At 34.7% G+C, this 26696-nt stretch carries 24 protein-coding genes, 3 pseudogenes and 1 other annotated feature; of the genes and pseudogenes, 21 read left to right on the plus strand and 6 right to left on the minus strand.

Translation table 11 applies throughout. The features are described 5' to 3' along the window. Positions 1-44: 44 nt before the first annotated feature. Positions 45-421 (minus strand) — a binding site (T-box leader). A gap of 180 nt (positions 422-601) precedes the next feature. Continuing rightward, positions 602-1447 (plus strand): ParB/RepB/Spo0J family partition protein, encoded by an 846-nt coding sequence (locus tag ABLV95_RS13570; protein WP_069814925.1) that lies wholly within the window; start codon positions 602-604, stop codon positions 1445-1447. A gap of 307 nt (positions 1448-1754) precedes the next feature. Here ABLV95_RS13570 and ABLV95_RS13575 read toward each other — a convergent pair whose 3' ends face one another. Genes ABLV95_RS13575 through ABLV95_RS13585 form a run of 3 tightly spaced genes read right to left on the minus strand, consistent with a single transcriptional unit; the run spans position 1755 to position 3361 of the window. After that, positions 1755-2744, minus strand: coding sequence for an amidohydrolase family protein (locus ABLV95_RS13575; protein ID WP_460875971.1), 990 nt, complete (start codon positions 2742-2744; stop codon positions 1755-1757). A gap of 28 nt (positions 2745-2772) precedes the next feature. Beyond that, the gene (locus ABLV95_RS13580) at positions 2773-3132 is read right to left on the minus strand and encodes an amidohydrolase family protein (RefSeq protein ID WP_460875973.1); all 360 of its coding nucleotides are present in this window, start codon (positions 3130-3132) and stop codon (positions 2773-2775) included. Beyond that, positions 3119-3361, minus strand: coding sequence for a hypothetical protein (locus tag ABLV95_RS13585; protein WP_460872263.1), 243 nt, complete (start codon positions 3359-3361; stop codon positions 3119-3121). Before ABLV95_RS13585 ends, ABLV95_RS13580 begins: the two co-directional genes overlap by 14 nt. 292 nt (positions 3362-3653) lie before the next feature. Between ABLV95_RS13585 and ABLV95_RS13590 the strand changes: the two genes are divergently transcribed. From ABLV95_RS13590 to add, 12 genes and pseudogenes are all read left to right on the plus strand, one after another. Then, positions 3654-4799: a globin domain-containing protein gene (locus tag ABLV95_RS13590; RefSeq protein WP_460875975.1), complete on the plus strand. Its 1146-nt coding sequence runs from the start codon at positions 3654-3656 to the stop codon at positions 4797-4799. A gap of 421 nt (positions 4800-5220) precedes the next feature. After that, positions 5221-5949: a phosphoadenylyl-sulfate reductase gene (locus ABLV95_RS13595; RefSeq protein ID WP_069814909.1), complete on the plus strand. Its 729-nt coding sequence runs from the start codon at positions 5221-5223 to the stop codon at positions 5947-5949. A 331-nt stretch (positions 5950-6280) separates the two neighbouring features. Continuing rightward, the gene (locus tag ABLV95_RS13600) at positions 6281-8104 is read left to right on the plus strand and encodes an assimilatory sulfite reductase (NADPH) flavoprotein subunit (RefSeq protein WP_069814907.1); all 1824 of its coding nucleotides are present in this window, start codon (positions 6281-6283) and stop codon (positions 8102-8104) included. Between the two features lie 20 nt (positions 8105-8124). Further along, on the plus strand, positions 8125-9834 hold the full coding sequence (cysI, locus tag ABLV95_RS13605) for an assimilatory sulfite reductase (NADPH) hemoprotein subunit (RefSeq protein ID WP_460875977.1): 1710 nt from the start codon (positions 8125-8127) through the stop codon (positions 9832-9834). A gap of 23 nt (positions 9835-9857) precedes the next feature. Next, positions 9858-10632, plus strand: a pseudogene (gene cobA, locus ABLV95_RS13610) (uroporphyrinogen-III C-methyltransferase). A 14-nt stretch (positions 10633-10646) separates the two neighbouring features. After that, a complete protein-coding gene (locus tag ABLV95_RS13615) occupies positions 10647-11387 on the plus strand; it encodes a sirohydrochlorin chelatase (RefSeq protein ID WP_427705602.1) in 741 nt (246 codons plus the stop codon). Positions 11388-11423: 36 nt separating this feature from the next. Further along, complete coding sequence (locus ABLV95_RS13620) at positions 11424-12035, plus strand: NAD(P)-binding protein (RefSeq protein WP_427705599.1); 612 nt, start codon at positions 11424-11426, stop codon at positions 12033-12035. 25 nt (positions 12036-12060) lie between these two features. Continuing rightward, positions 12061-12967, plus strand: a pseudogene (locus ABLV95_RS13625) (sulfite exporter TauE/SafE family protein). A gap of 22 nt (positions 12968-12989) precedes the next feature. After that, positions 12990-14168, plus strand: a complete 1179-nt coding sequence (sat, locus tag ABLV95_RS13630; RefSeq protein WP_069814896.1) for a sulfate adenylyltransferase — start codon at positions 12990-12992, stop codon at positions 14166-14168. Positions 14169-14186: 18 nt separating this feature from the next. Next, on the plus strand, positions 14187-14786 hold the full coding sequence (gene cysC, locus ABLV95_RS13635; protein ID WP_427705596.1) for an adenylyl-sulfate kinase: 600 nt from the start codon (positions 14187-14189) through the stop codon (positions 14784-14786). A gap of 72 nt (positions 14787-14858) precedes the next feature. Further along, the gene (locus ABLV95_RS13640; protein WP_069832263.1) at positions 14859-15059 is read left to right on the plus strand and encodes a hypothetical protein; all 201 of its coding nucleotides are present in this window, start codon (positions 14859-14861) and stop codon (positions 15057-15059) included. A 181-nt stretch (positions 15060-15240) separates the two neighbouring features. Further along, positions 15241-16222, plus strand: a pseudogene (add, locus tag ABLV95_RS13645) (adenosine deaminase). 289 nt (positions 16223-16511) lie between these two features. On the opposite strand, the gene ABLV95_RS13650 reads toward add, so the two are convergent. Both ABLV95_RS13650 and ABLV95_RS13655 read right to left on the minus strand, forming a co-directional pair. Beyond that, positions 16512-16919, minus strand: coding sequence for a class I SAM-dependent methyltransferase (locus tag ABLV95_RS13650; RefSeq protein WP_460872267.1), 408 nt, complete (start codon positions 16917-16919; stop codon positions 16512-16514). After that, complete coding sequence (locus ABLV95_RS13655; protein WP_460875981.1) at positions 16888-17115, minus strand: hypothetical protein; 228 nt, start codon at positions 17113-17115, stop codon at positions 16888-16890. The genes ABLV95_RS13650 and ABLV95_RS13655 overlap by 32 nt, the downstream gene beginning before the upstream one ends. A gap of 255 nt (positions 17116-17370) precedes the next feature. Here ABLV95_RS13655 and ABLV95_RS13660 point away from each other — a divergent pair, with 255 nt between their 5' ends. Beyond that, positions 17371-18552 (plus strand): FtsW/RodA/SpoVE family cell cycle protein, encoded by a 1182-nt coding sequence (locus ABLV95_RS13660; protein ID WP_427705588.1) that lies wholly within the window; start codon positions 17371-17373, stop codon positions 18550-18552. Further along, complete coding sequence (locus tag ABLV95_RS13665) at positions 18553-19137, plus strand: phosphatase PAP2 family protein (protein WP_460875983.1); 585 nt, start codon at positions 18553-18555, stop codon at positions 19135-19137. Positions 19138-19478: 341 nt separating this feature from the next. Here ABLV95_RS13665 and ABLV95_RS13670 read toward each other — a convergent pair whose 3' ends face one another. Then, positions 19479-20264: a VLRF1 family aeRF1-type release factor gene (locus tag ABLV95_RS13670; RefSeq protein ID WP_460875985.1), complete on the minus strand. Its 786-nt coding sequence runs from the start codon at positions 20262-20264 to the stop codon at positions 19479-19481. A 248-nt stretch (positions 20265-20512) separates the two neighbouring features. Here ABLV95_RS13670 and ABLV95_RS13675 point away from each other — a divergent pair, with 248 nt between their 5' ends. The 6 genes from ABLV95_RS13675 (at position 20513) to ABLV95_RS13700 (ending at position 26683) form a co-directional block, all read left to right on the plus strand. Next, on the plus strand, positions 20513-20911 hold the full coding sequence (locus tag ABLV95_RS13675) for a hypothetical protein (RefSeq protein ID WP_427705586.1): 399 nt from the start codon (positions 20513-20515) through the stop codon (positions 20909-20911). 39 nt (positions 20912-20950) lie between these two features. Beyond that, positions 20951-21283 carry a YflT domain-containing protein gene (locus ABLV95_RS13680; RefSeq protein ID WP_069814880.1) on the plus strand — a complete coding sequence of 111 codons (333 nt, stop codon included), beginning with the start codon at positions 20951-20953 and terminating at the stop codon, positions 21281-21283. A 21-nt stretch (positions 21284-21304) separates the two neighbouring features. Further along, positions 21305-22201 carry an ABC transporter ATP-binding protein gene (locus ABLV95_RS13685; RefSeq protein WP_069814879.1) on the plus strand — a complete coding sequence of 299 codons (897 nt, stop codon included), beginning with the start codon at positions 21305-21307 and terminating at the stop codon, positions 22199-22201. 1 nt (position 22202) lies between these two features. After that, a complete protein-coding gene (locus tag ABLV95_RS13690; protein ID WP_069814877.1) occupies positions 22203-23792 on the plus strand; it encodes an ABC transporter permease in 1590 nt (529 codons plus the stop codon). Positions 23793-24240: 448 nt separating this feature from the next. Continuing rightward, entirely contained in the window at positions 24241-25188 is a 948-nt protein-coding gene (hemH, locus tag ABLV95_RS13695) for a ferrochelatase (protein WP_069814875.1), read from the plus strand. A 13-nt stretch (positions 25189-25201) separates the two neighbouring features. Continuing rightward, the gene (locus tag ABLV95_RS13700) at positions 25202-26683 is read left to right on the plus strand and encodes a catalase (RefSeq protein WP_460875990.1); all 1482 of its coding nucleotides are present in this window, start codon (positions 25202-25204) and stop codon (positions 26681-26683) included. Positions 26684-26696: the final 13 nt, after the last annotated feature.

The raw sequence follows: 26696 nt of genomic DNA on the forward strand, positions 1-26696 counted from the left end.
AAAAATAAAAAAAGCTTCCGTCCTTTACACCCGAATAATCGGATATAAAGGACGAAAGCTTAGCTCGCGGTACCACCTTTGTTTGTTACTCTATCACTAAAGTAACCTTATCCAGTACGCCAAATTGTTGAATAGGCAACAGAGACTGAATAGTGACATCGTATCTTCGTTGAAATTAAAAAACTCATCTTATATGAATAAAATGAGTATTAACGAAATATACGACGCGTGGATTTAATCCAGTACGCCATTTAACAAAATGTTAATACTGTATCGCTATAACGGGCGATCCCGTTGACACCTCATATTGGTATCAACACTCAAAGGCCATTTTCAAACTTTCTTTCCGTGTCTTCTTTCAGCGAACAAAGACTCTCTGTGTCAGCAGTGTAAGTTTTACTTTCCCTATTACTGTGTTTCGTATGTGCAATTCGTATTTGATATACCTTAGATTACACACCAAAATACTTTTTGTCAACAACTTATCTGAAAATTTAGATTAAACAAATTATTTTCCATGTATATTTACTGTCATGAGAGTGATGATATACTGTGAATATATTAAATACGTAAAGAGATATTGGATGAGGAAAGTAGGTGTATGATAATCGAAAATTCAAAAGATCATAGATTACAATTAGAAGAAGATGCTCAAATTCAACAAGTTAAAGTAACGACTATTAAAGCGAACCCTTATCAACCACGTAAAACATTTGATGAGGAACGTTTAAATGACTTAGCAAAATCGATTAAACTTCACGGTATTTTACAACCTATCGTATTAAGAAAGACTATTACGGGTTATCACATTGTAGTAGGTGAACGACGTTACCGAGCGGCAAAAATAGCAGGGTTAACAGAAGTGCCCGCAATTGTTAAAGCACTAACTGATGAAGATATGATGGAACTTGCCATTATTGAGAATTTACAACGCGAAGATCTCAATGTCATTGAAGAAGCAGAAAGCTATCGTCAATTAATGGATGATTTAAAGCTAACCCAACAAGAAGTTGCAGAGCGTTTAAGTAAATCTAGACCTTATATTGCGAACATGCTACGCTTACTACAATTACCTAAAGACGTATCGAATATGATAAGAGAAGGTACACTATCTGGTGCGCATGGACGTACCTTATTAATTGTAAAAGATGTACAAAAAATGCGTCAAATCGCCAAGCAAGTCTCCCGGGAGTCTTGGAGTGTTCGTTATTTAGAGCAATACGTAAATGAGAATTATAATGAAAAAAATACAAAGACGAAAACACAGAAAGCAGCTTCAAAACCTAAGTTTATTCAACAACAAGAAAGACAACTTAAAGAACAATATGGTTCAACCGTTTCTATTTCTACACATAATAAAAAAGGAAACATCACTTTTGAATTTAAATCAGAAGCTGAATTTAAAAGATTAATCCATCAATTAAATGAGAAATATAATAATGATTAACTTACTTCATATGTGAGGAATAAAACACTGTAATTTTAGACTGATTTGCCTAGGACACTGACTCAGCTTGCAGTCTTTGGCTCGTGCTCGGTTCCTCATGCGACTCGTCAACATTTTGATAAATGTTAAATATAGCATCACTAAAAAAGGACATGTTGAATTTTGAGTTCAACATGCCCTTTTTTATATCAATGTTTCGTATTGTAGTGCGCGCTTTCCGTGGATATGGTTTGAGACTGTGGTATTGAGATGGATGCCATTCTCATAAGGAGTCTTTCAAACAATACACATCATCCATAGGGCGCTGCTATTTTTTATAGACTAATTTACCGTTACAAATCGTTGCTTCAATTAAGTTGTTATCGAGTGTTACATCTTCCTCGAGAGGATTACGATTCAGTATGACAAAGTCTGCAACATGTCCAACTTTAATTGTACCTTCGTAGTCTTCTGTATGATTTAAACGCGCCGCATCTGCAGTCATCTTTTTATATGTGGAGCTGCGAGATAAACGTTGGTGGGCACCAAGTATCTCACCGTTTTTAGTTTTTCTTTCAACAGCAATCTGAATAGATTCTAAAGGAGAAATTGGTGTCACTGGCGCATCCGTATGCAAAGTAAACACCATGTTTTCATCTTCTGCCCATTTAACTGGGTCTAAATTTTGCGCTTTATCGCTGCCTAAAAAGACATCACGGTGTAAGTCACCAAAATAATACACATGATTAATAAAGAAAGAACCTCCAATATCATGCGCTGCCATTTCTTTAATATCTGAACGCGTTACTGTTTGTAAATGTTCAACTCTATTGCGCAAAGCGTTTGTTTTATACGTCGCTGTATCCTTATAAGCTTCTATCACAGTTTGGGCTGCATAATCACCATTTGCGTGGGTAATAATATTAAAGCCTAATTGCTGAAAATGTTTGAATTTTTCTGTCATCACATCTTGTGACATTAAAGGTTCAGGTGGTGTTGCGCCATCTAAGTAAGTACCTCTTATAGAAGCAGTTTGTAATTGAATAGATCCGTCATTAAAGAATTTTACGCCGCCTAAATGACTCATACGATCACTTTGCTGTTGAAAAGTACGATCAAGTGTTTCGGCATGGACGTCTTTAAATTCAGGATGTTTTTCCAATAATTCATGCGTAATCACCCGACGTGTGCGGATACGTTGAGGTGCGTTTAAAAATGTTAATATGCCTTCATAGTCTGTGTAGCCATTACCGCCGATGAGTAAATCAGACGTATTCGTTATACCATTTTTTACATAATCATCAATTGCTAAATTCATACTATAAGCGAAACTATCTGCTGTAGATTTAGGTAGTGCTTGCTCTTAATTTAACAGTAGTCGGCAATTCAATAAGCACACCGTTGACATAGCCTTCTGAATCTCGTTGGTAATAACCACCTTCTGGATTATCGTCTGTTAGGTTAACACCCATAACTTCAAGTGCCTTGGTATTTACAGTAGCCATATGACCAGAGTAATGCATAATCGCAATTGCAGTATCCTGAGAAATTTGGTCTAAGTCAAAGCGATTAGGATGACGTTGTTCGGTTAAAGCTTTTTCATTATAACCGTAACCTATCAACCAACCGCTGTTAGTTAAGCTATGCTTATTGTCATTAAATTTATTAATTAAGTCTGTGATGTTTAGAATGTCAGAAGCAAGCACAATCTACCATTAATTTTGTTGAACCATAGCCTGTCGGATGACTGTGCGTATCTATAAAACCAGGTGTAATCCATTGTTGTTCCAAGTCTAGCGCACTGTCATCTTCTACGATATCTTCTTGTGGCACAATGTCAGAGATGACACCGTCATTTAATATTAGCGTGCCTAAAAATGGTTCATTATCTTCCATATCCAAAATCATTGCATTTACTATTTTTGAAAATTTCAAAGTAAAGCCTCCTACTTGTCTTTTGTATCCATTACATATACTAATCTTGAAAAAAAGTAAATTCAATTAATAACATATTTTAAAGGAGAATTTATTAGTTTAAAATATAAGTCTTTGAGTAGTATAAGTTTTAAATTCATGTTATGCGCATTTGTTTATTTTTAAAAAACGGAAAATAATTACAAATTTATGAATATAGAATGTGAATGTTGTGTGAAATAAGTTTCAATTTATTGTAAGTAATTGAAGTTCGTATAATAATGGATATATACAAAATATTAGGAGGGCCAATATGTTAACTCAAGAAGAGATACAAACAATTAAAGAAACAGTGCCATTACTAAAAGATAAAGGACAAACGATTACATCAATTTTTTATAAGAGACTCTTTGAACAACATCCAGAATTAAAAAATGTATTTAATCAAACTAACCAAAAAAGAGGATTACAATCTTCAGCACTTGCAATGGCTGTATTAGCAACAGCTGAAAACATCGAAGATTTGTCACCGATTGTTCCAGCGATTATGCCTGTTGTATACAAACACTGTGCATTACAAGTTAAACCCGAACATTACCCAATTGTTGGTGAAAATTTAATATGGGCGATTGAAGAAGTGACTGGTCTTGAAGATGAAGATCCAATTATCCAAACATGGATTAAAGCTTATGGAGAAATTGCTGATGCGTTTATCGGTTTAGAAAAAGAAGTTTACAGCAATATGGCTTGGGATGGTTTCAAACCATTTGAAGTTACTGAAATCACTGAAGAAACTGAGATTATTAAAGCATTTACAATTCAATCAGAGGATATTGATTTAAGTCAATTTGTTCCTGGTCAATATATTACTGTAGATATTACGAGTGAAAAACTACCTTACCAAGCTAAGAGACATTACTCTATCGTTGATGGTGGTAAAGACTTCTTAACATTTGGAGTTAGAAAAGATGTTACTGAAGCGCATGAAGGTGAAGTATCAACAATTCTACACGATGAAGTGTCAGTTGGAGATACGTTAAGCTTATCTGCGCCAGTAGGTGGTTTTGCTTTAGCGAATAAAGAAAATAAACAATTATTCTTAGGTTCAGGTGTGGGCGTTACGCCACTTGTCTCTATGTATAAAGAAGCGGTCGACGCAGGTTTAGAGTCAACATTCTTACAATCAACATCTAATGCGCAAAATGTCGCTTTTGAAAACAAATTAAACGATATTTCTGATCGCGCTTCATTTGCACGTTTTGACACACATTTCCGTGATGAAGACGGCTTTATTGAAGTAGCACAACTACAACAATATGTAGATAATGAAACAGAAATTTATATTTGTGGTGGCGATTCATTCTTAAAAGCAATGATTTCTGAATTACAAACAATTGGCGTGCCAATGGATAATATTCATTTCGAAACATTTATTCCAAGACTTAGTTTTTCAGCATAATTATTAGATAAAATTGAATTTATTTTATGAACTAGCGCCAATGACATTTAATTGTTATTGGCGTTTTTGTCATTTGATTAAAAATAAATTATGATCTTATAAAAATTAAAATAAGAAAAATATTTTTAAAAAATAAGAAATGTTGATGTAACGTGTTTTACAACGTTGTTAATGAAAATTACATTATTATAATTATTATTTAAAAATAATTATCAAAAACATTTTGAACACGCTATGTTAAGCGCTTACATTTCACGAAATTATACTGTTTTTAATAGAAACTATAGTTTAAAAGTACGCTTGACATAAAAAATTACAATGAGTAAAGTATGTATCATAATTATTTTCGAATAATTCTAAAGACTAAAAATGATATGAATTTTAAACACAGCACATTAAAGAAAAGGGGATGAACCCATTAATGTCAGAGGAAAAAATAACATATGAGCACTTTAAAACCGACGCTTTTAGTGACTTAGATATTTCAGATGAAACTAAAGGTGCACGTCAGGTTATCGCATGGGCATATGAAACGTATGGTGATTCGATTGTTTATGCATGTAGCTTTGGTGCGGAAGGCATGATTTTAATTGATTTGATTTATAGTGTTAGAAAAAATGCTGAAATCGTATTTTTAGATACAGATCTTCATTTTCAACAAACCTATGATTTAATCGATAGAGTCAAAACGCGTTATCCAGAACTGAATATCAAGCTTAAAAAGCCAGAATTAACACTAGATGAACAGTCAGAGCAATTCAATTCTGCACTTTGGAAAAATGATCCTAATCAATGTTGTTACATACGTAAAATTAAGCCACTGGAAGAAGTGCTATCAGGTGCTACAGCTTGGGTTTCAGGATTGCGTAGAGAACAATCGCCAAGTCGTCAATTTACAAATTATGTAAACAAAGATGAAAGATTTAAATCAGTAAAAGTGTGCCCGCTTATTCATTGGACCTGGGATGATGTATGGCATTATATTAAAAAACATGATTTACATTATAACGAACTACATGATTTTAATTTTCCGAGTATTGGCTGCATACCTTGTACATCAGCAGTTTCAACTTCCGGAGACTCAAGGGAAGGTAGATGGAGTAATTCTAACAAGACAGAATGTGGTCTTCATACTACTGAAAAACCATAATTTAGATTAAGATTCTTTTTTTACTATTAATCCTTAGTATACACATCGGATATGTATAGAATGAAAGCATTATTTATTCAATAAATATATTATGAGTAAGATATAGAGCTGTTTTTCAGACATGAGCTTAGGACATGAATATATATATCAAACTCAATTATTAAATTGGCAATAGCTGACTGAATTGAAAATATGCTTATGCGAGGAGCTTCAGCCCTTGTATTTCATTTTCTAGTCATCCTTGTCGGTCTGGGCTCATACAACGAAATCTTATTAGAAAAATTAGATTTCTGTCCCACTCCCATAAAAACAAAAAAGAGGTGAACTTGCGGTGAATTTATCTGTATCAAATAGTCCATTTAATGAGCATCAAGCAGACCAACTCAATCAGGTCGTTAGCATTTTAACCACAGAACAAAAAGTTTGGTTGAGTGGTTATCTTTCAGCATATCAAAACACTTTAGTCAGTGATGCTGAAGCCCCACAGCAAGTAGCAGAATATGTATTAAACAGTGAGTCAGAAGACAATGTTGATAGAAATATAACAATACTTTATGGCTCAGAAACTGGTAATGCGCAAAGTTTGGCAGAAATTTTTGCAGATCGATTAGTAGAACATAACTACACTGTGAAATTGACTGCAATGGACGAGTTTAAACCTAAAGACTTGAAAAAAGTAGAAGATTTATTTGTGATTTCAGCTACGCATGGTGAAGGTGATCCACCAGATAATGCACTTACATTTCATGAATTTTTACATGGCAGAAAAGCGCCTAAATTAGAAGGTGTACGTTATTCAGTACTTGCTCTTGGAGATGAATCATATGAGTTCTTTTGCCAAACAGGGAAAGACTTTGATGCTAGATTTTTAGAATTAGGCGGCGAACGTTTAGTAGCAAGACGTGATTGTGATTTAGATTTTGATGAGCAAGCTGAAGCCTGGATGAATGAAAATATTCAACAACTCAACCAATCATCGAGTCACAAAGAATCAGTAATACTAGCAGAAACAGCACAGGCTACAAAAGAAAAGCGTTATTCCAAGTCGAATCCATATGAAGCAGAAGTATTGGAGAACATTAATTTGAATGGCCGAGGATCTAACAAGGAAGTAAGGCATATTGAGTTTTTACTAGATGACTATGGTGAGACATATGAACCAGGTGATTGCTTAGTCGTAGTGCCACAAAATAATCCGAATATTGTGGCATTACTTATTGAAACTTTAGGTTGGCATGCTCAAGACGAAATTGCTATTAATTCGAATGGTGACAAGCTCACGCTCGAAGAAGCATTACGAGATCATTTTGAAATTACTAAATTAACAAAGAACTTAGTGCTAAAAGCCTCAACGTTATTTGAAAATACGACATTAACCGAGCAAGTAGAGGATACGTTATGGATACAAAGTTACATAGAAGGTCGAGATTTAATCGATTTATTAACAGATTTTCCACCGAGTCAATTTAATTCACAGTCATTACATCAATTGTTAAGAAAGTTACCACCGCGAGAGTATTCTATCGCAAGTAGTTTTCAAGCAAATCCAGATGAAGTGCATATTACAGTCGGTGCAGTAAGGTATGAGGCTCACGAACGTGAACGTGATGGTGTTTGTTCCGTACAATTAGCCGAACGCTTACAACCCGGAGATAGTATACCAATTTATTTGAAGAAGAATCCTAATTTTAAATTTCCATTTAACGAAGAAATACCTGTAATAATGATTGGCCCAGGTACCGGAGTTGCACCATTTAGATCATATCTTCAAGAGCGAGAGGAACTTGGATTAACTGGTAATACATGGCTGTTTTTCGGAGAACAGTACTTTACTACAGATTTTTTATATCAAACAGAATGGCAAACTTGGTTAAAAGATGATGTATTAAGCAAATTAGATGTAGCATTTTCACGCGATTCAGAAGAAAAAATTTATGTGCAACATCGTATTGCTGAACAAAGTGCAACATTTTACGAATGGATAATGAATGGCGCCGCATTATATATATGTGGTGATGAAAAACAAATGGCTAAAGATGTGCATGAAACGATTCGCTACGTATTAGAACAAGAAGGCGGCATGTCTGAAACAGATGCCGAAGCGTATCTTACACAAATGAAAAAAGAAAAACGTTATCAAAGAGATGTTTATTAAAAGAGAGGTAGGGATGATGTATGGCTGAAACGAATGTGAGTTTTTCTGACAAACTCGATGAATTAGAACGTATCAAAGAGCATAGTAATTATCTCCGTGGCACGATTGTTGAAGGTTTAGCAGATAGAATTACTGGTTCGATTACAGAAGATGATACAAAACTTTTAAAGTTTCATGGCAGTTATATGCAGGACGACCGAGATATTAGAGATGAACGTCGTAAGCAAAAATTAGAACCGGCATACAGTTTCATGATCAGAGTACGTGCGCCAGGCGGTGCTTCAACGGCTGAACAGTGGATTGCGATGGACGATATTGCGAATACTTATGCCAATGGAACAATCAAACTTACGACAAGACAAGCATTTCAATTTCATGGCATTTTAAAGAAAAATTTAAAAAGTTCTATGCAAAGTATAAATCAGGCATTACTAGATTCTTTAGCGACCTGTGGTGACGTGAATCGTAATGTGATGTGTAATCCGAATCCTTATCAGTCTCATGTACATGGTGAAATTAATCAAATTGCGAATGACATCAGTCGACACTTGTCACCGAAGACGCAAGCCTATCACGAAATTTGGTTAGATGGTGAGAAAGTATTAGATACGAGTGATGCAGAACCTGAGCCAATGTACGGTAAAACATATCTTCCACGTAAATTTAAGATTGGTATTGCAGTGCCACCTTCGAATGATATCGATGTTTATTCACAAGATGTTGGTTTGATTGCCATTATAGAACAAGACGAACTCGTCGGTTTCAATGTAACGATTGGTGGTGGCATGGGAATGAAACATGGCAATACAGCTACCTATCCTCAAGTAGGTCGGCTGATTGGCTATTTTCCTAAAGCAGAAGTTGTGGACGTTTGTGAAAAAATATTAACAATTCAACGAGACCATGGTAATCGTGAAGACCGTACGAACGCACGTTTTAAATATACAGTAGATCGCAAAGGCGTAGAGTGGGTTAAAAATGAATTAAACGCACGTCTTGGATGGCAATTAGAAAGTGAACGACCATATCATTTTGACCATAATGGAGATCGCTATGGTTGGACAGAAGGCAGCGGTAAATGGCACTTCACGCTATTTATACAAAATGGACGAGTCAAAGATACGGATGACTATAAATTAAAAACAGCGTTAAGAGAAATTGCTCAAATCCATAAAGGTGATTTTAGACTAACCCCTAACCAAAATTTAGTTATTGCGCATGTTTCTGACAGTGAAAAGCCAAAGATAGAAAAAATCATCTCAGAATATAGTCTGACAGATGGCGAACATTATACAGGCTTAAGACGAAACTCTATGGCGTGTGTTGCTTTTCCGACTTGTGGTTTAGCGATGGCTGAATCCGAACGTTATTTACCATCACTTATTGGAAAAATCGAAGAATTATTAGATGAAGCAGGATTAAACGACGAAGAAATTACGATTCGAATGACAGGTTGCCCTAACGGATGTGCCAGACCCGCATTAGCAGAAATTGCATTTATAGGTAAGGGCCCAGGAAAATATAACATGTACTTGGGTGGCGGCTTTACAGGCGATAGATTAAATAAAATTTTCAAAGAAAATATAGCAGAAGCTGAGATTTTAGAAAGCTTGAGACCTATATTAATCCAATATGCGAAAGAAAGAAACGAGGGTGAACATTTTGGTGATTTCGTCATACGTGCGGGCATCGTAGCCGAGGTTAAGGACGGTCAAGTATTTCATAGCTAATAAATTGAGAAGGTGGTGTCAAGATGGGCAAAGTATTTTTAGTAGGCGCGGGTCCAGGCGATCCTGATTTAATCACAGTAAAGGGATTAAAAGCGATTCAACAAGCAGACATCATTTTATATGATCGACTAGTAAACAAAAAGTTATTAAGTCATGCATCGCCGCAAGCGAAGTTTATGTATTGTGGGAAAGACCCTTATCGTCATTCTTTATCACAAGAAGATACGAATAAGTTGTTAGTGAATTTTGCGAAAAAAGGTCAAACCATTACAAGATTAAAAGGTGGAGATCCTTTTATTTTTGGAAGAGGTGGAGAAGAAGCAGAAATTTTAGCAGAACATCAAATTCCATTTGAAATTGTGCCAGGTATTACATCAGGTATCGCGAGCACCTGCATATGCAGGTATCCCCGTTACACATAGAGATTATAGTTCATCTGTTGCCTTTGTTACAGGTGTGATTAATAAGAATATAGATAAAGATTCGTATTGGAAACATCTTGCTCTCGGTCCAGAAACACTGTGCATTTATATGGGTGTCAAAAAATTACCAGAAATTAGTGAACTATTGATTAAACATGGACGTCCCATTGATACACCGGTTGCTTTGGTTCAGCTTGGTACATCAGAGAATCAAAAGACAGTGGTTGGTAACTTGATGAACATTGTGGAAGTTGCCAAAGATATTGAAAACCCAACAATGATTGTCGTAGGCGAAGTGGTCAAATTAAGAGAACATATCAGTTGGTTTGAAGCGGGACAATCAGAAGCGTCACTTGCGAATTTAACATATCAATAGAGGGAGGTCTTAGTATGCGAGGCGTCTTATATGTCAGTCACGGTAGTAGGGTAGATGAAGCTGTTACAGAAGCTGTGAACTTTATTGAATCAGTTAAAAATCAAATCGATGTGCCATTACAAGAAACATGCTTCTTAGAATTAACACTGCCTAATGTGTCACAAGGTTTTCAGCGATTAGTTAATAAAGGAGCAACTGAAATTTCTGTGATACCCGTACTTTTACTAAGCGCAGGACATTATTTCAAAGATATACCGACAGAAATTCAACGAAATCAGCAAATGTACCCACATGTCAAAGTTTCTTATGGAAAACCATTAGGGGTACAACGCCGGTTAACTGAAATACTACATCAAAGAATTGAAGAAACACATATGACACCTAATATGGATGCGAAAGTATTGATCGTGGGCAGGGGGAGTTATAATCCTCAAACACAAAAAGACCTCTCGACAATCAAAGCGCAGTTACAAGATAAAAATATTCATTTAGACATCGAAGTGTGTTATTTGGCTGCGTGTGGGCCTTCATTTGAAGAAGCGCTTCAAGATGCAGTCAATAAAGCACATTCACAAATATTTGTAGTTCCATATTTGTGGTTTACAGGTATTTTAGAACGTCACATAGCAACAACTATAGATGACTATCAAGTAGAGCATGGCATTGTACTGTGTGACCGACTTGGCAACCATAGTCATTTACAAATTGCATTAAAAGAACGTGTAGAAGCAACATTTGAAACTGTAAACCAGTAACAGTCTTAAGTACTCAAGATAGTAAGGAGTGACATAATGCCATTGATTCCACTCATGATTGATATTTCAAATAAGAAAGTCTTTGTAATTGGCGGGGGTAAAGTTGCAGAACGAAGAGTGAATACTTTAGTCAATTATGCCAAAGACATTCATGTGATTAGCCCCACTATTACTGAAAATTTGAAAGATATGGTTCAACACTCAGCAATAAAATGGAGTGAAAAATTATTTGAAATTAACGATATCCAGCAGGCAGATTTCATTGTTGTAGCGACAAATAGCGCATCTACAAATCAATGTGTATTGCAACATAAACCAAGTCACGCAATGATAAATATGGCTGGAGCATCGACCTCAGGTGATGTGGTATTTCCAAGCATATTACGACGTGGCAAGTTGACATTAAGTATTTCTACAAACGGTGCAAGCCCAGCGCTTACAGCACAAATTCTCGCTGAATTTCAACAACAGTTTACGAGTCGTTATGAAGTGTATGTAGATTTCTTATATGAATGTAGACAACGCGTTAAACGGAGTTCGTTATCTTCATTAGAAAAGCAAAGATTTTTGAAATCAATTTTAGCAGATCGTTATTTGGAAAAAGATAACCAAAGAGATGTGGTTAAATGGCTTGATTCACTGAATTAAACACAATTCGGAAGGAGTATGACACATGTATAAGTTATTTATCTTCGCACTTGCAGGATTTCTCGCACAATTGATAGATGGTTCCCTTGGTATGGGATTCGGTGCATCTTCTTCCTCAATATTATTAACTTTCGGTATAGCGCCGAGCAATCGCATCTGCAACGATTCATTTTGCTGAAGTTGCAACAACTGCTGCTTCTGGCACAGCACACTGGAAGTTTGAAAATGTGCACAAGCCGACAATGATTAAATTAGCAATTCCAGGCGCAATTACAGCATTTATTGGAGCGGCGTTTTTAAGTCATATACATAGTAATTTAATTAAGCCTTTTATTGCTGTGTTTTTATTAACTATGGGTTTTTACATTTTATACCAATTTTTATTTAAAAAAGACAACCAAGTACAAAAAGATGCAAGTAAAATAGGGCGTTACGCTATGATTCCACAAGGCGCAATTGCAGGTTTCCTTGATTCAATTGGTGGCGGGGGCTGGGGGCCAGTCAACACACCATTGTTATTAGCTCAAAAAAAGTTAGAGCCAAGATATGCAATTGGTACCGTGTCTGCGAGTGAATTTTTCGTGGCACTCTCAGCATCAATTAGCTTTATTATCTTTTTAGGTTGGAGTCAGATTAATTTAGGTTTAGTGGTTTCATTGAGTATTGGAGGGTTGATTGCAGCACCTTTCGCGACTTGGCTTGTTAAAATTTTACCGGTGAATATCTTAGCGGTTTGCGTAAGTGGTTTGATTATCTTTACTAATAGTAGTTCTTTAATCAGCGTTTTTGACCCAACACCAGTAATATCCATAACAATTAAAGTATCGCTTATTGTCATTTGGATTATTTTAATTACTTATGCGTTATATCAAAATAAAAAATTATCATTTTCAATTTCTAAAAATAAAGCAAACACGAATGAACTAGATTAAAACATAAAGGAAGTGTATAAGTATGACATTAACAACAGAATCAATTGCAAATACGATTGAAGCACATGGTGGGAAACTCATTAACAGAGAAGTGAGTGACTTACTAAAAAAGGAATTATTGGCCGAGTCGAAATCATTATCTACTATTACACTGAATCCATGGAGTTTGTCAGATTTAGAGCTTATTGGTATTGGTGGGTTCAGTCCGTTAACAGGATTTATGAATGAAGCAGACTATACAAATGTAGTAGAAGACTTACATTTAAGTAATGGCTTAGTGTGGAGTATTCCCATCACTTTACCTGTAACTGAAGATAAAGCAAAGCAACTAGAGATAGGAACACGTGTCGCATTATATGGTGAAGACGAGCATTTATATGGCGTACTTGAATTAGAGGAAAAATATACGTACGACAAAGAGAAAGAAGCACAACGTGTATATGGTACTACAGACATTGACCACCCTGGTGTGAAGAAAGTATATGAAAAAGGGAATGTCTATCTTGCTGGACCAATCTATTTACTAGATCGACCAAAGCATGACGATTTTGTAGATTATCATTTAGATCCCGCTGAAACGAGACAATTATTTAATGACTTGAATTGGAAGACAGTTGTAGGATTCCAAACAAGAAATCCAGTACATAGAGCACACGAGTACATACAAAAAGCAGCTTTAGAATCTGTTGATGGACTATTATTGAATCCATTAGTTGGAGAGACAAAATCTGACGATATTCCAGCTGCTGTACGCATGGAGAGTTATGAAGTCATTCTTAATAATTATTACCCGGAAAATAAAGCACGCTTAGTCATTTATCCTGCGGCAATGCGCTATGCTGGTCCACGAGAGGCAATATTACATGCGACAGTAAGAAAAAATTATGGCTGTACACATTTTATTGTTGGACGCGATCATGCTGGTGTAGGTAACTACTATGGTACTTATGAAGCACAAGAGCTTATTTCTAAATATGAAGCAGAGTTAGGAATACAAATTTTGAAATTCGAACATGCGTTTTACTGCAAAACTTGTGAAAATATGGCGACTGCAAAAACATGTCCACATGACGCTTCCTCACATTTACATTTGAGTGGTACAAAAGTTCGTGAAAAGCTTAAAAATGGAGAATCACTACCTAAGGCATTTTCAAGACCAGAAGTAGCAGAAGTATTGATTAAAGGCTTGCAAGAGCAATAATTTAAAGGAGTGAAGTGAATGAACACATCTCAACATATTACATGGCATGAATCCGAAGTTAAAAAAGAAGAAAGACAACGCCGTAACGACCACAAAAGTGTATTGATTTGGTTTACTGGATTATCAGGGTCTGGTAAATCGACGGTGTCTGTTGCGTTAGAAAAAGCATTGTTTCAACGCCAGATACATACGTATAGATTAGATGGAGATAATATCAGACATGGACTTAACAATAATCTTGGGTTTAGTCCAGAAGACCGTACAGAAAATATTAGACGGATTGGCGAAGTAGGAAAGTTAATGGTAGATGCAGGGTTAATCACTGTTTCTGCATTTATTTCACCTTATCAAGCGGATCGTGACACGGTACGTAGCTTATTACAAAAGGACGAATTTATAGAAGTGCATACATTATGCAGTCTCGAGGAATGTGAAGCGAGAGATCCTAAGGGATTGTATCAGAAAGCTAGAAGTGGAGAAATTGCTGGATTTACAGGTATTAGTGCACCTTATGAAACACCAGAAACGCCAGAAATAGTCATAGATACAGAAAAAGATAGTATCGAGCAATCTGTAAATAAAATTGTTAACTATTTGAAAGTGTATCAATATATTTAGATAGATGAGTTAAATCTTGTGGTGTGTTGATTTAAGTATTAAATAAAGATAAAACACGAAAGGGGAATATGGATGGAAATCTTAAATATAATTGCTTATAGTTTGCTTATTATATTGATCTTAGTAGTGTTTTGTGGTGTTTTCCTAGTAAATAAAGGACAAGATAGAAGTTATTTTATGCTAGAGTTCAAAGTGATTGTAGTTATATTGTTCACATGCTTTATAGGCTTAGGTATAACATTAACAATTTTGGGTTATTTTGGAAAACTATAATAAATTAAAGGGCATAAGCGATTTATAATTGATTAGCATCTGTCTTTAATGTAGAGGGTTTTATGGTCATGTTAAAATAATCATGTTATAGTATATGAATTAATTTCTAATAAAATCTTTCTTTGTGTCTACAGTAAAATATAATTATAGTGACATATTGGAAGTAAGGAAGGTTTCGGACATGAATAAAACCATACAAGATATATCTAAAGTAGAACTTCATTGTCATCTCGATGGTTCTACAAGTATAGCGTTAATCAAGCAACTTGCTTCTGAACAAAATATAGTTTTAAAAGAACCCCGTTTGCTCGTAAGTGAAAATTGTGAAAGCCTAGATGAATATTTGCAGTGTTTTGATGAAATATTAAAAGTGCTACAGACAAAAGATAGTCTCAAAAGAGCTGTCTTAGATGTTGCGCAACAAGCGAGTAAAGATAATATAAAGTATATAGAAATTCGCTTTGCACCGTTATTGCATACTGAACACGACTTGTCGTTAGCAGATGTATTGAAAGCAGTCGAAGCGGGCGTCCAACTTGCAACAGAAACGATGGATATCAAAATTAATTTATTGGTTTGTGCAATGAGACAGCATGAAGCTACAGTGAATGAAGCGCTTTTCGATTATCTTGAGCAGAGAGATAGTGAAGTGGTGCGTGGGATTGATTTTGCAGGTCCGGAAGCAAGCATTTCCACCGGAAGATATTCGTACCACAATTCAATACGGTTTAGATAAAGGGTTTAATCTCACTTTACACGCCGGTGAATGTGGATGTATGCATAATGTTATGGAGTCTATTAAATTAGGCGCAAAACGTGTGGGTCATGGTGTTGCCATTAATGAAAATGAAGCTGCGTTACAAGAAATAAAGCGAAACAATGTGATGTTAGAAATGTGTCCGAAAAGTAATGTTCAAACGAAAGCGATAAAAGATTTAACAGAATTAAACATACCTTATTTGCTAGAGCAGGATATACCTTTTATTATTAACACGGATAATCGTACGGTCACTCAAACTTCACTAAATGAAGAGTATGCGTTATTAATGAAACATCAATTGATTTCAGTCGAACAGATTGAATTTATCAACTTAAGAGCAATCGAATATGCCTTTTTGTCAGATATTGAAAAAGAAAATTTAAAAGCAGTGATGCAATCATAAAAAAACGAACTTCCAATAGTTGGAAGTGCTCTTAAAGTCTCTGACTTTATTGGCAGTTTTTGTACATGCTTTCCGCGGGCACAGCCTCAGCCTGTAGTCTTCGACTAGTGCTTTCCCCGCAGGAGTCAGCCCAAATCACTGCCATTTTCTAAAACGAAGATATAACTGAATTAACAAAAAGAGAACTTCCGTTTCTAATAAGTGTTAAATAAAGAAATGAATCAACAAAGATGGTCTACGTTCTGAGAGAACTTCCAATAGCCGGAAGTTCTCTTTTTTGTATAACAAATTATGAACGGCCAGTTGCAATAAATAAACTCGCATCTTTATTCATAAATATATTTTCACCTTCATAAAATGTGTGTGATTGGACATGTGTTAAACCTAATTCAGTAAATAGTTGCTGGATATCCGTTTGTTCAAAGCCATTATAGACTTTTGGATGATATACATTTTCATTCTTATTAAAATCAACAAGAACGAGCAGACCACCAGGATTTAATTTCGCACGTAACGCTGTTAATAATGCTTTGTAATCACCGCTGTGAAGTAGTACTAATGAAAGGAAAACTACATCATAGGTAGCGTTAATCTGTGTTTCATCTGAAAGAATATCACCTACATATGCGTGAATCTGTGTTTTGCCTAGTTCAGCAATTTTGCTTTCAAACACCTTGATCATTTGAGGTGCGAGCATCCATCATTGTGACTTCGTCAAAATGACGCTCTATATTTAATGTTACTAGACCAGTGCCGCCACCATAATCTAATAGTGACTGATATGAAGTGTTTTCGAACACCTTTTTCACTTCGGCTGCAATTGTATCGGCAAGATATATTCTACTCGGGCCATCGTACTTTTGAGCAATTTGATCAAAACGGTCTTTATTCAAGTTAAAACTCCTTTGTTGAGTGAAATTATTATAAAAAAATCATTCATTTATATAATGGTTATTATAGACATGTTAAGTCGTTAATAGAGTTTATCACAAGATGAAAAGTAGCACAATGTATATTATTTAAAACAGTATATTTAATAATATGAAAATACATGTGTTCAAATAAGTATTAGGTGAGCCTAAAGTATGATTGAGGACATGTTAAAAATATGTTTTACTGGAGTCTATCAGTCATAATGAGGTGAAGTCATGAAGCGATTTTTAACACTGGCGCGCAGGCGTTTAGAAGGTTTGGATTTTAGTATGATTCTCTGTTTTATCATACTTGGTATTATAGGTGTAATGATGGTTTACAGTGCGAGTATGGTATCTGCATCTAAAGGCGCATTAACAGGCGGTGTGCCTATCGAAAGTAATTATTTTATGAAAAGACAATTGCTCTTTTTGGTATTGGGTGTAGTTATTATTATATTTATTGGTAGTTTCGTTAACATTAACGCTTTTAAAGAGAACAATGTACAGAAAATGATGGTGTTAGGTACATTGTTGCTATTGCTAATTACTGTGTTAATTGGTAAGGAAATCAACGGTTCCAAAAACTGGATTAATTTAGGTTTGTTTAGTATTCAATCTTCAGAATTTTTAAAGCTAACCTCAATTTTTTACCTTTCCTATGTGATTAACCAACGTGTATCGAGTCGAAGGGATTATCAGTTGAAACATCTCATTCCACCACTAGGCATCATCGGGATAAGTTTATTACTTGTCTTAATGCAAGGGGACTTGGGCGGTACTTTATTAACAGTAGCGATTATTGCTTGCATACTGATTTATTCAGATTTAAAAAATAAGGTAAAAATTCAAATCATGGCAATCGCAGTGATTCCAATTGTATTTTATAGTATTTATACATTGATTTTTGATGCTAAAAACCTTTACAGATTAAGACGTATTCAAGTCATGATCGACCCATTTAAATACGAAAAAGATGATGGGTATCAACTTACGAGTGCTTTAACAGCAATTGGAAATGGCGGATTTACTGGCAAAGGTCTAGGTAATGGTATTGCTAAATTAGGGTATTTACCAGAACCGCATACTGATTTTATTTTCACGGTTATTTCAGAGGAATTAGGTTTACTAGGTGTATTATTTATATTACTGATTTATGGCTTTATATTAGTTAAAGGACTTATATATGCAAATAAAACCACAAATCAATTTTATAAATTAATTTGCGTCGGTGTCGTAAGTTATTTATTTATGCAAGTGTTCATTAATTTAGCAGGAGTCTCTGGCATCATTCCTTTAACGGGGGTAACATTACCGCTATTAAGCTATGGCGGATCATCTATATTGAGCATAAGCATTGCCTATGGAACGCTATTAGCAGTAGCTAGAAGAATTAATAATGAAAGGAAATTAAACTAAGTGAGAGACTATTTGAAAATGATTTTAATAAGTTTGTGCTTATTGATACTCATGATATGTATACATATAGATTTAACTGATCCATTAGATAATTTTATTTATCAATGGTTACATGGAACGATTAACTCTAATAGTGTCGTTGTATATCTTGAAATAATTTCTAATATATTTGAGCCGTTGCACTGTTTAATCATGATATTGATGATTTTAACACTCGTATTTTTTTATAATCAATTTAAGTTTTGGTGGTATGGATTTTGGTGTTTCAGTGTTTTGTTGATAGGTACATTTTTTAAATATATTATTCAACGACCAAGACCTGATATCAGTATAGATGGCTATAGTTTTCCAAGTATGCACGTGTTAAGTGTCTGTCTACTGGTGAGTCTCATATTATTGTTGAAAAATAATCAATGGCTAACGCTCATATGCGTATTATTGATCATTTCGATTATCGTTTCTAGAATATATCTACGTGCACACTTTTTTACAGATACAATAGGTAGCATACTCATTATAGGGATTATGCTTCAAGCTTTGAAATTGGGTAATGCAACTTCAACTACAACTAAAAATGATAGGTGACATTACTAGCCATGTGTAAAAACACCTCTTTATCAGGTTGTCGACAACGACTTCTACTTTGTTAGCAGTTCTTTTGTGCACGCTTTCCGCGGACACAGTCTCAGCTTGTAGTCTTCGGTTAGTGCTTTATTAACGAGTTAGAAGTCGGCTCAAATCACTGCTATTTTTAATTTAATAAATTTGCAATAACAATGAACAAATCAAAACAAAATTTAAAGGCTTGTCTCCTACAAAAATTAGGAAACAAGCCTTTAAAATTATATGCTAAAGCAAAGTACAGCTTTTAAAATTCAGTACATATTCAGGTGTTTTGATATATTGTGACTAGCATGATTTGAAATTTATTCTTCCATTACTTTGTTTATAATTTCTGTTGCATTTAAATTTAATATATTACTTGGTGTGACTTGGTCAATGTTACGATTGAACATCGTTTTTAATTTTTCTACTTCTTCTTTTTCACCAACTAAATAGAGTTGGTGCCGACCTTTCTTCTTAGCATTTTTCTCAATAGTAGCGACTAAACTTTTGAACCAACGCTCTTGATTAGCTTTCACACGTTCTTTATATTCATCTCTTTGCGCGCCACCTTGAGTTAAATCATCGCCTTGTGGTCCGGAATGTTCTCTCCAATCATTAGTATCTAAATCTAGAGTGTAATAATCTTCGTCTACAATTGTACCAATTTCAGTTTCAATCACACGTGCTTTGTCTTGTTGTAAAACTAAAATACCAGTGTAAGGATAGCTTTGTTGTAATGATTTGAGCTGATCTAATTTGGGTTTTGTGTCCCATTTAAATTCTGTTTTTATAGAAATGTTAACGTGTTTTTCGAACCTTAATGACTCGTCGGCAGTCATAAATAAAATAAGACCTCTTTTTAAATTAGGTTCAGCGCCTTGTATTTCAGTTTCTACTTTATTGATAATATCTTTTGCTTGGTTTTTTTCTTCGTGATTGTCACTGCTTTTTGTTTTGTCTGATAAGTCTTTCAAGGCATTTTTTAATTCAATTTTCCACTTTGTTCCTTGTTCGGGACTGGTATCTAAATAAATTGAGAATACTTTTTGATTTTGTGACTTACCATCGAATTGTTCCAAGTTATTAATTTCTTCTTGTAAAAGCATTATATATCACCCTTCATAATTCTTACATACTATATATTTTGCCTTTTTTATAGAAGTTAAACTTTAGATATATTATCAGATCGTATTAGTAAATAAATATAAAATCTTAATAATAATTTTTTACAACAATAAAAGTTAATTTTTAGATTTTAAAAGTGTTTAAAAGCGTTTTCAAAGGGAAAATTAACTATAATATTGGAAAAAGATAACTTGAATTGAAAATTCACACGAATAAAGGGGGAGTATGTATGGCTACGCTACTATTTCTTGTAACGATACTTTTCATATTAGTCATTTACTTACTTGTTAAGCTAAAGTATACAAAGGATTTTAAAGCTTCAAAAGATAAGCGTCACAGAGAAAGACGAATTGAAGAATTTGTACAAAGTGCCTATAAGATAGATAACTTAGAAGCAATACATCAAGGGCGTGCGCATCTCGAACTCATTTATAAACGTAAGACAGTAGATGTAAGAAAAGATCAAGTTATTTTTGTTGAAGATGAAGCGCAAGAAAAGGTTGAAACGCAATTTGAAATGACAGATGACATGGTCAGAGATGAATTGTTCGATTTAATGTTAGAGGATACTTATTTTTATATAACTGAAAATCGATATAACAGTTTAATGATTAAGACAAAAAATTAATATATTAATAAGTTGAAGTATTGGAAAGGGAGGATTCTTATGGCACCGGTTGTAAAACCTTATACAAATGACGCGGCTTTAGTAGCGGATGTGAAGGCTTTAAAAGATCGAGGTATTGGTAGCCAAGATATATACGTGCTATCAGATGATAAAGATCGAACTGCAGAGGTCACTGAAAATATAAAAGTTACAGCAGTTGATTACAATAAAGTTGATATAGATGAAGATTTTGATTCGAAAGCTGAAGAATTAAGAGAAAAGCTTAGCATATTAGGTGTGCCTTCTAGTGATGCAGATCATTGTGAGGCAGAAATGAAAGAAGGCAATATCATTTTAATTGTTACTGATTTTAGAGTTAAAGGACTGTTATAAATCATGTAAAGGGTGGTGTGTATGACCCTACTTAAAATTCATAATTTAACAAAACGCTTTGGTAAATTCTATGCTTTAGATGGTGTGGATTTAGAACTCAATGAGGGTGAAGTTTATGGGTTTATTGGACCAAACGGGGCTGGGAAATCAACGACAATCAAAGCAATATTAGGTATGTTGAAACCAACGCAAGGTACTATTGAAATTTTTGACAAAAATGCGCTGAAAGATGCAGTAGCCGTGCATAAAGATCTTGCTTTTGTGCCTGGCGATGTCAATTTTTGGCCAAATTTAACTGGTGGAGAAATTATAGATTTCTTTCTTAGTCTTCATCCTAAAGCAAATTACGATAGAAAAAATGAATTAATTAAACGCTTTGAATTAGATACTACTAAAAAATGTAGTGCTTATTCTACAGGAAATCGTCAGAAAGTAGCGTTAATTACTGCGTTTAGTATTGATGCAAAATTATATATCTTAGATGAACCTACTTCTGGTCTTGATCCTCTAATGGAAGAGGTTTTTCAAGAATGTATAAGAGACATTAAAAATAATAACAAAAGTGTATTACTCTCAAGTCATATTTTAAGTGAAGTAGAAAAATTGTGCGATCGCGTAGGTATTATCCGTAAAGGGAAGATGATAACTTCTGGGACTTTAGATGAGATGCGCCATCTTACACGCATGCAATTCACCGTAGAAAGTGGACAGCAATTAGGCGCGTTAACACAAGTGACAGGTGTGCATAATGTGAGGCAAGAAGACAACACATATTATTTTGAAGTTGATTCAGATAAAATTTCTGCTGTCATTGAATATCTAAGCCGCTTTGAAATTAAAAAATTAGAATCTACGCCACCAACACTAGAAGCAATATTTAAACGATATTATGAAACCACAGATGAAGTAGGTGAATGATATGAAGCAATCATTTTACCAAACCTCAAAGTTATTTTATTTTTATGTAAAAAGAAATAGTAAAAAAATGATTTTATGGGTGGTTTTATTAACTGCTTTAACGTTAATGATTCCACCTGCTTTTGAGTCGATGTACCCGAGTCAATCTAAGATGAGTCCTATCATCGAGATGTCAAAAAATCCTGCGATGCAAGCGATGCTTGGTCCGGCTGATTTTGATGATGTAAATATTGGCGTGCTTTTTACGCATGAAATGACTTTATTCACAGCAATAATGGTAGCAATTATGAATATTTTAATAGTATCTCGAGACACACGAGGCGATGAAGAAGACGGTAGAATAATCATTTTAACTGCATTGCCAATTGGTAAACAAGCACCTTTGATGGGGCATCTAATTCAGACTTTATTACTTAATGTCAGCCTAATCATATTACTCACTTTAGGGCTAGCGTCGTTAAACGTTGAGGGTATAGATTTAGTAGGTGCATTTTTATATAGTTCAGCTTTAGGTGTATTTGGTATGATGTTTGCCGCGTTGCCCATGTTCGTTGCCCAATTTGTATCATCTAGTAGTGAGACGACTGGTGTGAGTATCGCTTTATTGCTCATTATGTATTTGATTAGAGCGTTTGGAGATGTAGCCAATGAGACGCTATCTATGTTTTCACCGATGGGCTGGTTGTCTAGAACGTATGCATTTTCAGAAGATCATTGGTGGCCGGTGTGGTGCATTTTAGGCCTTACAGTTATCATTGCTATATTTGCCTTTGTGTTAAATGGTTTGCGTGATATCGATGCTAAATTATTACCACAGAAAAAAGGGAGCCAACATGCGAAGTGGTACATGAAGTCTCCACTAGGTTTACAAATCAGATTACAAAAAATGAGTTTTATATATTTTGCTATTGGATTATTTATACTTGGATTATCATATGGCTCTATTTTTGGAAATTTAGACGACTTTTTTAAAGATAATCCATTATTACTGTCTATGTTAGAAAATCCAAATGGAGATTACGTCAAACAATTTTTACCGCAATTAATGTTGGTGATGGCAATAATCAGTACGGTGCCTACGCTGTTAGGTTTATTTAAAATAAAGAAAGCGATAGATAGAGGGTACGCGATGCTTGTATTAGCCAATCCGCTTTCGCGTATCAAGTACTTACTGAGTTTTCTAATTATCAGTGTGGTGAATGCGGTAGTGATGATTTTTGTCGCAGGACTCGGTTTGTATGTTGGCCAATTCTATTCAATGGATACACCACTCGACTTTAACATGGTCATTCAATCGGCTATTGTCTATATACCAGCCATACTGAGTTTTGTTGGTATAGGAACTGTCGTAATTGGATGGGGCATAAAGTTAACGACTTTAGTCTATGCTTATCTCGCTTATACTTTTTTAGTGAATTATTTAGGTACTTTACTGAATGTGAAAGATTGGATGAAAGATATCACACCATTTGAGCATATACCAAGTTTGCCTATAGATGATTTTACAAGTGGGCCGATAATCAGCCTTATGCTTATTTTTATTATACTATGTGTCATAGGTGCGGTCGGATTTAACGAAAAAGATATATAATGACTATAATAAAAATGATTTTGTATAATGATGAATCGTGATGTGAATTGAATATAATCACTAAAAAGAGTTGCCAAATTGTTGGCAGCTCTTTTTTTGCCATATTAAATACTATTTCACACTCGCTTGCCAAGGGTATAGCCACGGTCTTCAGATGTTCAACTCGTGTTAAATTGTTTGGTGTGAGGCAGGCCTTTATTATGTACACTACCAATATATAAAATATAGATTATTGCAAGAAAGTGAAGTGTTATTTTACTATTTAATAGTAATAAAAAATAATGAAAACGCATAATTCATTATCACTTATAAGTATGTATTATCAATTCAAATGATATATTAAATATTTAAATATAGACTTTAATCATTTTTACGTTATAATAGATTATAATAATTACAAATAGATAATTATTGTAAAGAAGAGCAAGTTAGTGGAGGTGCACTTAACATGAAACGTGTAGCATTATTATGTATGTCTTATGGTACGCCATATAAGGAAGAAGATATTTTACCTTACTATACGCATATCAGACATGGACACGAACCAAGCCATGAAGCATACATAGATTTGAAAGATAGATATGAATATATTGGTGGCGTATCACCTTTAGCAACAACGACTGAAAAACAAGCTGAAACATTATGTCATACACTTAACTCAATGACGAGTGACATAAGCTATGAATTATATATAGGTTTGAAACATATACATCCATTTATTGAAGATGCGATAGATGACATTAGTGCGGCAGGCATAGACGAAATCGTCAGCGTAGTTTTAACGCCGCATTATTCTTCATTTTCAGTAGAAATGTATAACCAGCGCGCATCTCAATATGCAAATGAGAAAAATATTAAAGTAACGACATTGGATCAATTTTATAAAGAAGAGAAATTCATTCAGTATTGGGTTGATTCAGTAAATACACAATTGAATTTAATACCTGAGGAAGCGCATCAAAAAACAGCAATTATCGTTTCGGCGCATAGTCTTCCAGAAAAAATATTGGAACATAATGATCCTTATCCAAGTCAACTTGAAGAAACAGCACAGTTAATCCAATCACGAATTGGACATAACCATGTTTTTAACGGTTGGCAATCTGAAGGTAACACTGGGGAACCTTGGATTGGACCAGATGTGCAAGATTTGACTCAAACATTACATGAACAATATGATTATCAAAACTTTATATACGTTCCATTAGGTTTTACATGTGAACACTTAGAAGTCTTATATGATAACGATTATGAATGTAAAAAAGTTTGCGATGATTTAGGTTGTAATTATTATAGAGCTGAAATGCCTGGCTCAAATCAACTGTTTATTGAAAGCATTGCAAATGCAGTCATCAATAATTATAAAGAAAAGAATCACTTAACTGCGGTAAATTAAAGGAGATAATATAATGAGTAAAAAACTAACAGGATTATTTGGTGCACCAGTAGGAGATAGAGAAAATAGTATGACGGCAGGCCCTAGAGGTCCGCTTTTAATGCAAGATATATATTTCTTAGAACAAATGGCACACTTCGATAGAGAAGTTATTCCGGAACGTCGTATGCATGCAAAAGGATCTGGTGCGTTTGGTACATTTAAAGTAACAAATGATATTACACAGTACACTTGTGCAAGTATTTTTTCTGAAGTTGGCAAAGAAACAGAAATGTTCGCTCGCTTTTCAACAGTAGCAGGTGAACGTGGTGCAGCTGATGCAGAACGTGATATTCGTGGGTTTGCATTGAAATTTTATACAGACGAAGGTAACTGGGATCTAGTTGGTAACAATACACCAGTATTCTTCTTCAGAGACCCTAAATTATTCGCAAGTTTAAACCATGTTGTTAAACGTAATCCAAAAACAAACATGAGAGACCCTCAAGCAAACTGGGATTTCTGGACATTATTACCAGAAGCGTTACATCAAATTACGATAGTGATGTCAGATCGTGGTATTCCTAAAGGTTTCAGAAATATGCATGGCTTTGGTTCTCACACATACTCTATGTACAATGATAAAGGTGAGCGTGTTTGGGTTAAATTCCACCACAGAACACAACAAGGTATAGAAAACTATTCACCTGAAGAAGCAAGACAAGTTATAGCAAATGACAGAGAGTCTTCTCAAAGAGATTTATTTGGAAACATTGAAGAAGGTAACTTCCCTAAATGGAAAATGTACATCCAAGTAATGACTGAAGAACAAGCACGCAATCATAAAGATAATCCATTTGATTTAACAAAAGTTTGGTATAAAGACGAATACCCATTAATCGAAGTAGGAGAGTTTGAATTAAATAGAAACCCTGAAAACTATTTCCAAGATGTTGAACAAGCAACATTTGCACCAACAAACATCGTTCCAGGTCTAGACTTTTCACCAGATAAAATGTTACAAGGGCGTCTATTCTCATATGGCGATACACAAAGATATCGTTTAGGTGTAAACCATTGGCAGATTCCTGTTAACCAACCTAAAGGTGTAGGTGTAGAAAATATCTGTCCATTTAGTAGAGATGGACAAATGCGTATTTTAGATGATAACCAAGGTTCAAAAACACACTACTATCCAAATAGTAACGGTGCGCTTGAAGACCAACCGCAACACAAAAAACCAGGCTTAGACATTCAAGGCCAAGCGTTCGAATATGATTATCGTGAAGATGATGATAATTACTTTGAACAACCAGGTGAATTGTTCCGTAGAATGTCACCTGATAAACAACAAATATTATTTAATAATACGGCTAATGAAATGGGCCCAGTTACTGACCCACTAAAACACCGTCATATTAGACATTGTTATAAAGCGGATCCAGCTTACGGTCAAGGTGTAGCAGATGCTTTAGGTATTGATATTAATACTGTAGACTTAGAAGTTGCAGACTAATTGAAAAGGTAGG

The sequence above is a fragment of the Staphylococcus sp. Mo2-1 genome (assembly GCF_046721385.1).
Lineage (GTDB): Bacteria > Bacillota > Bacilli > Staphylococcales > Staphylococcaceae > Staphylococcus > Staphylococcus equorum_A.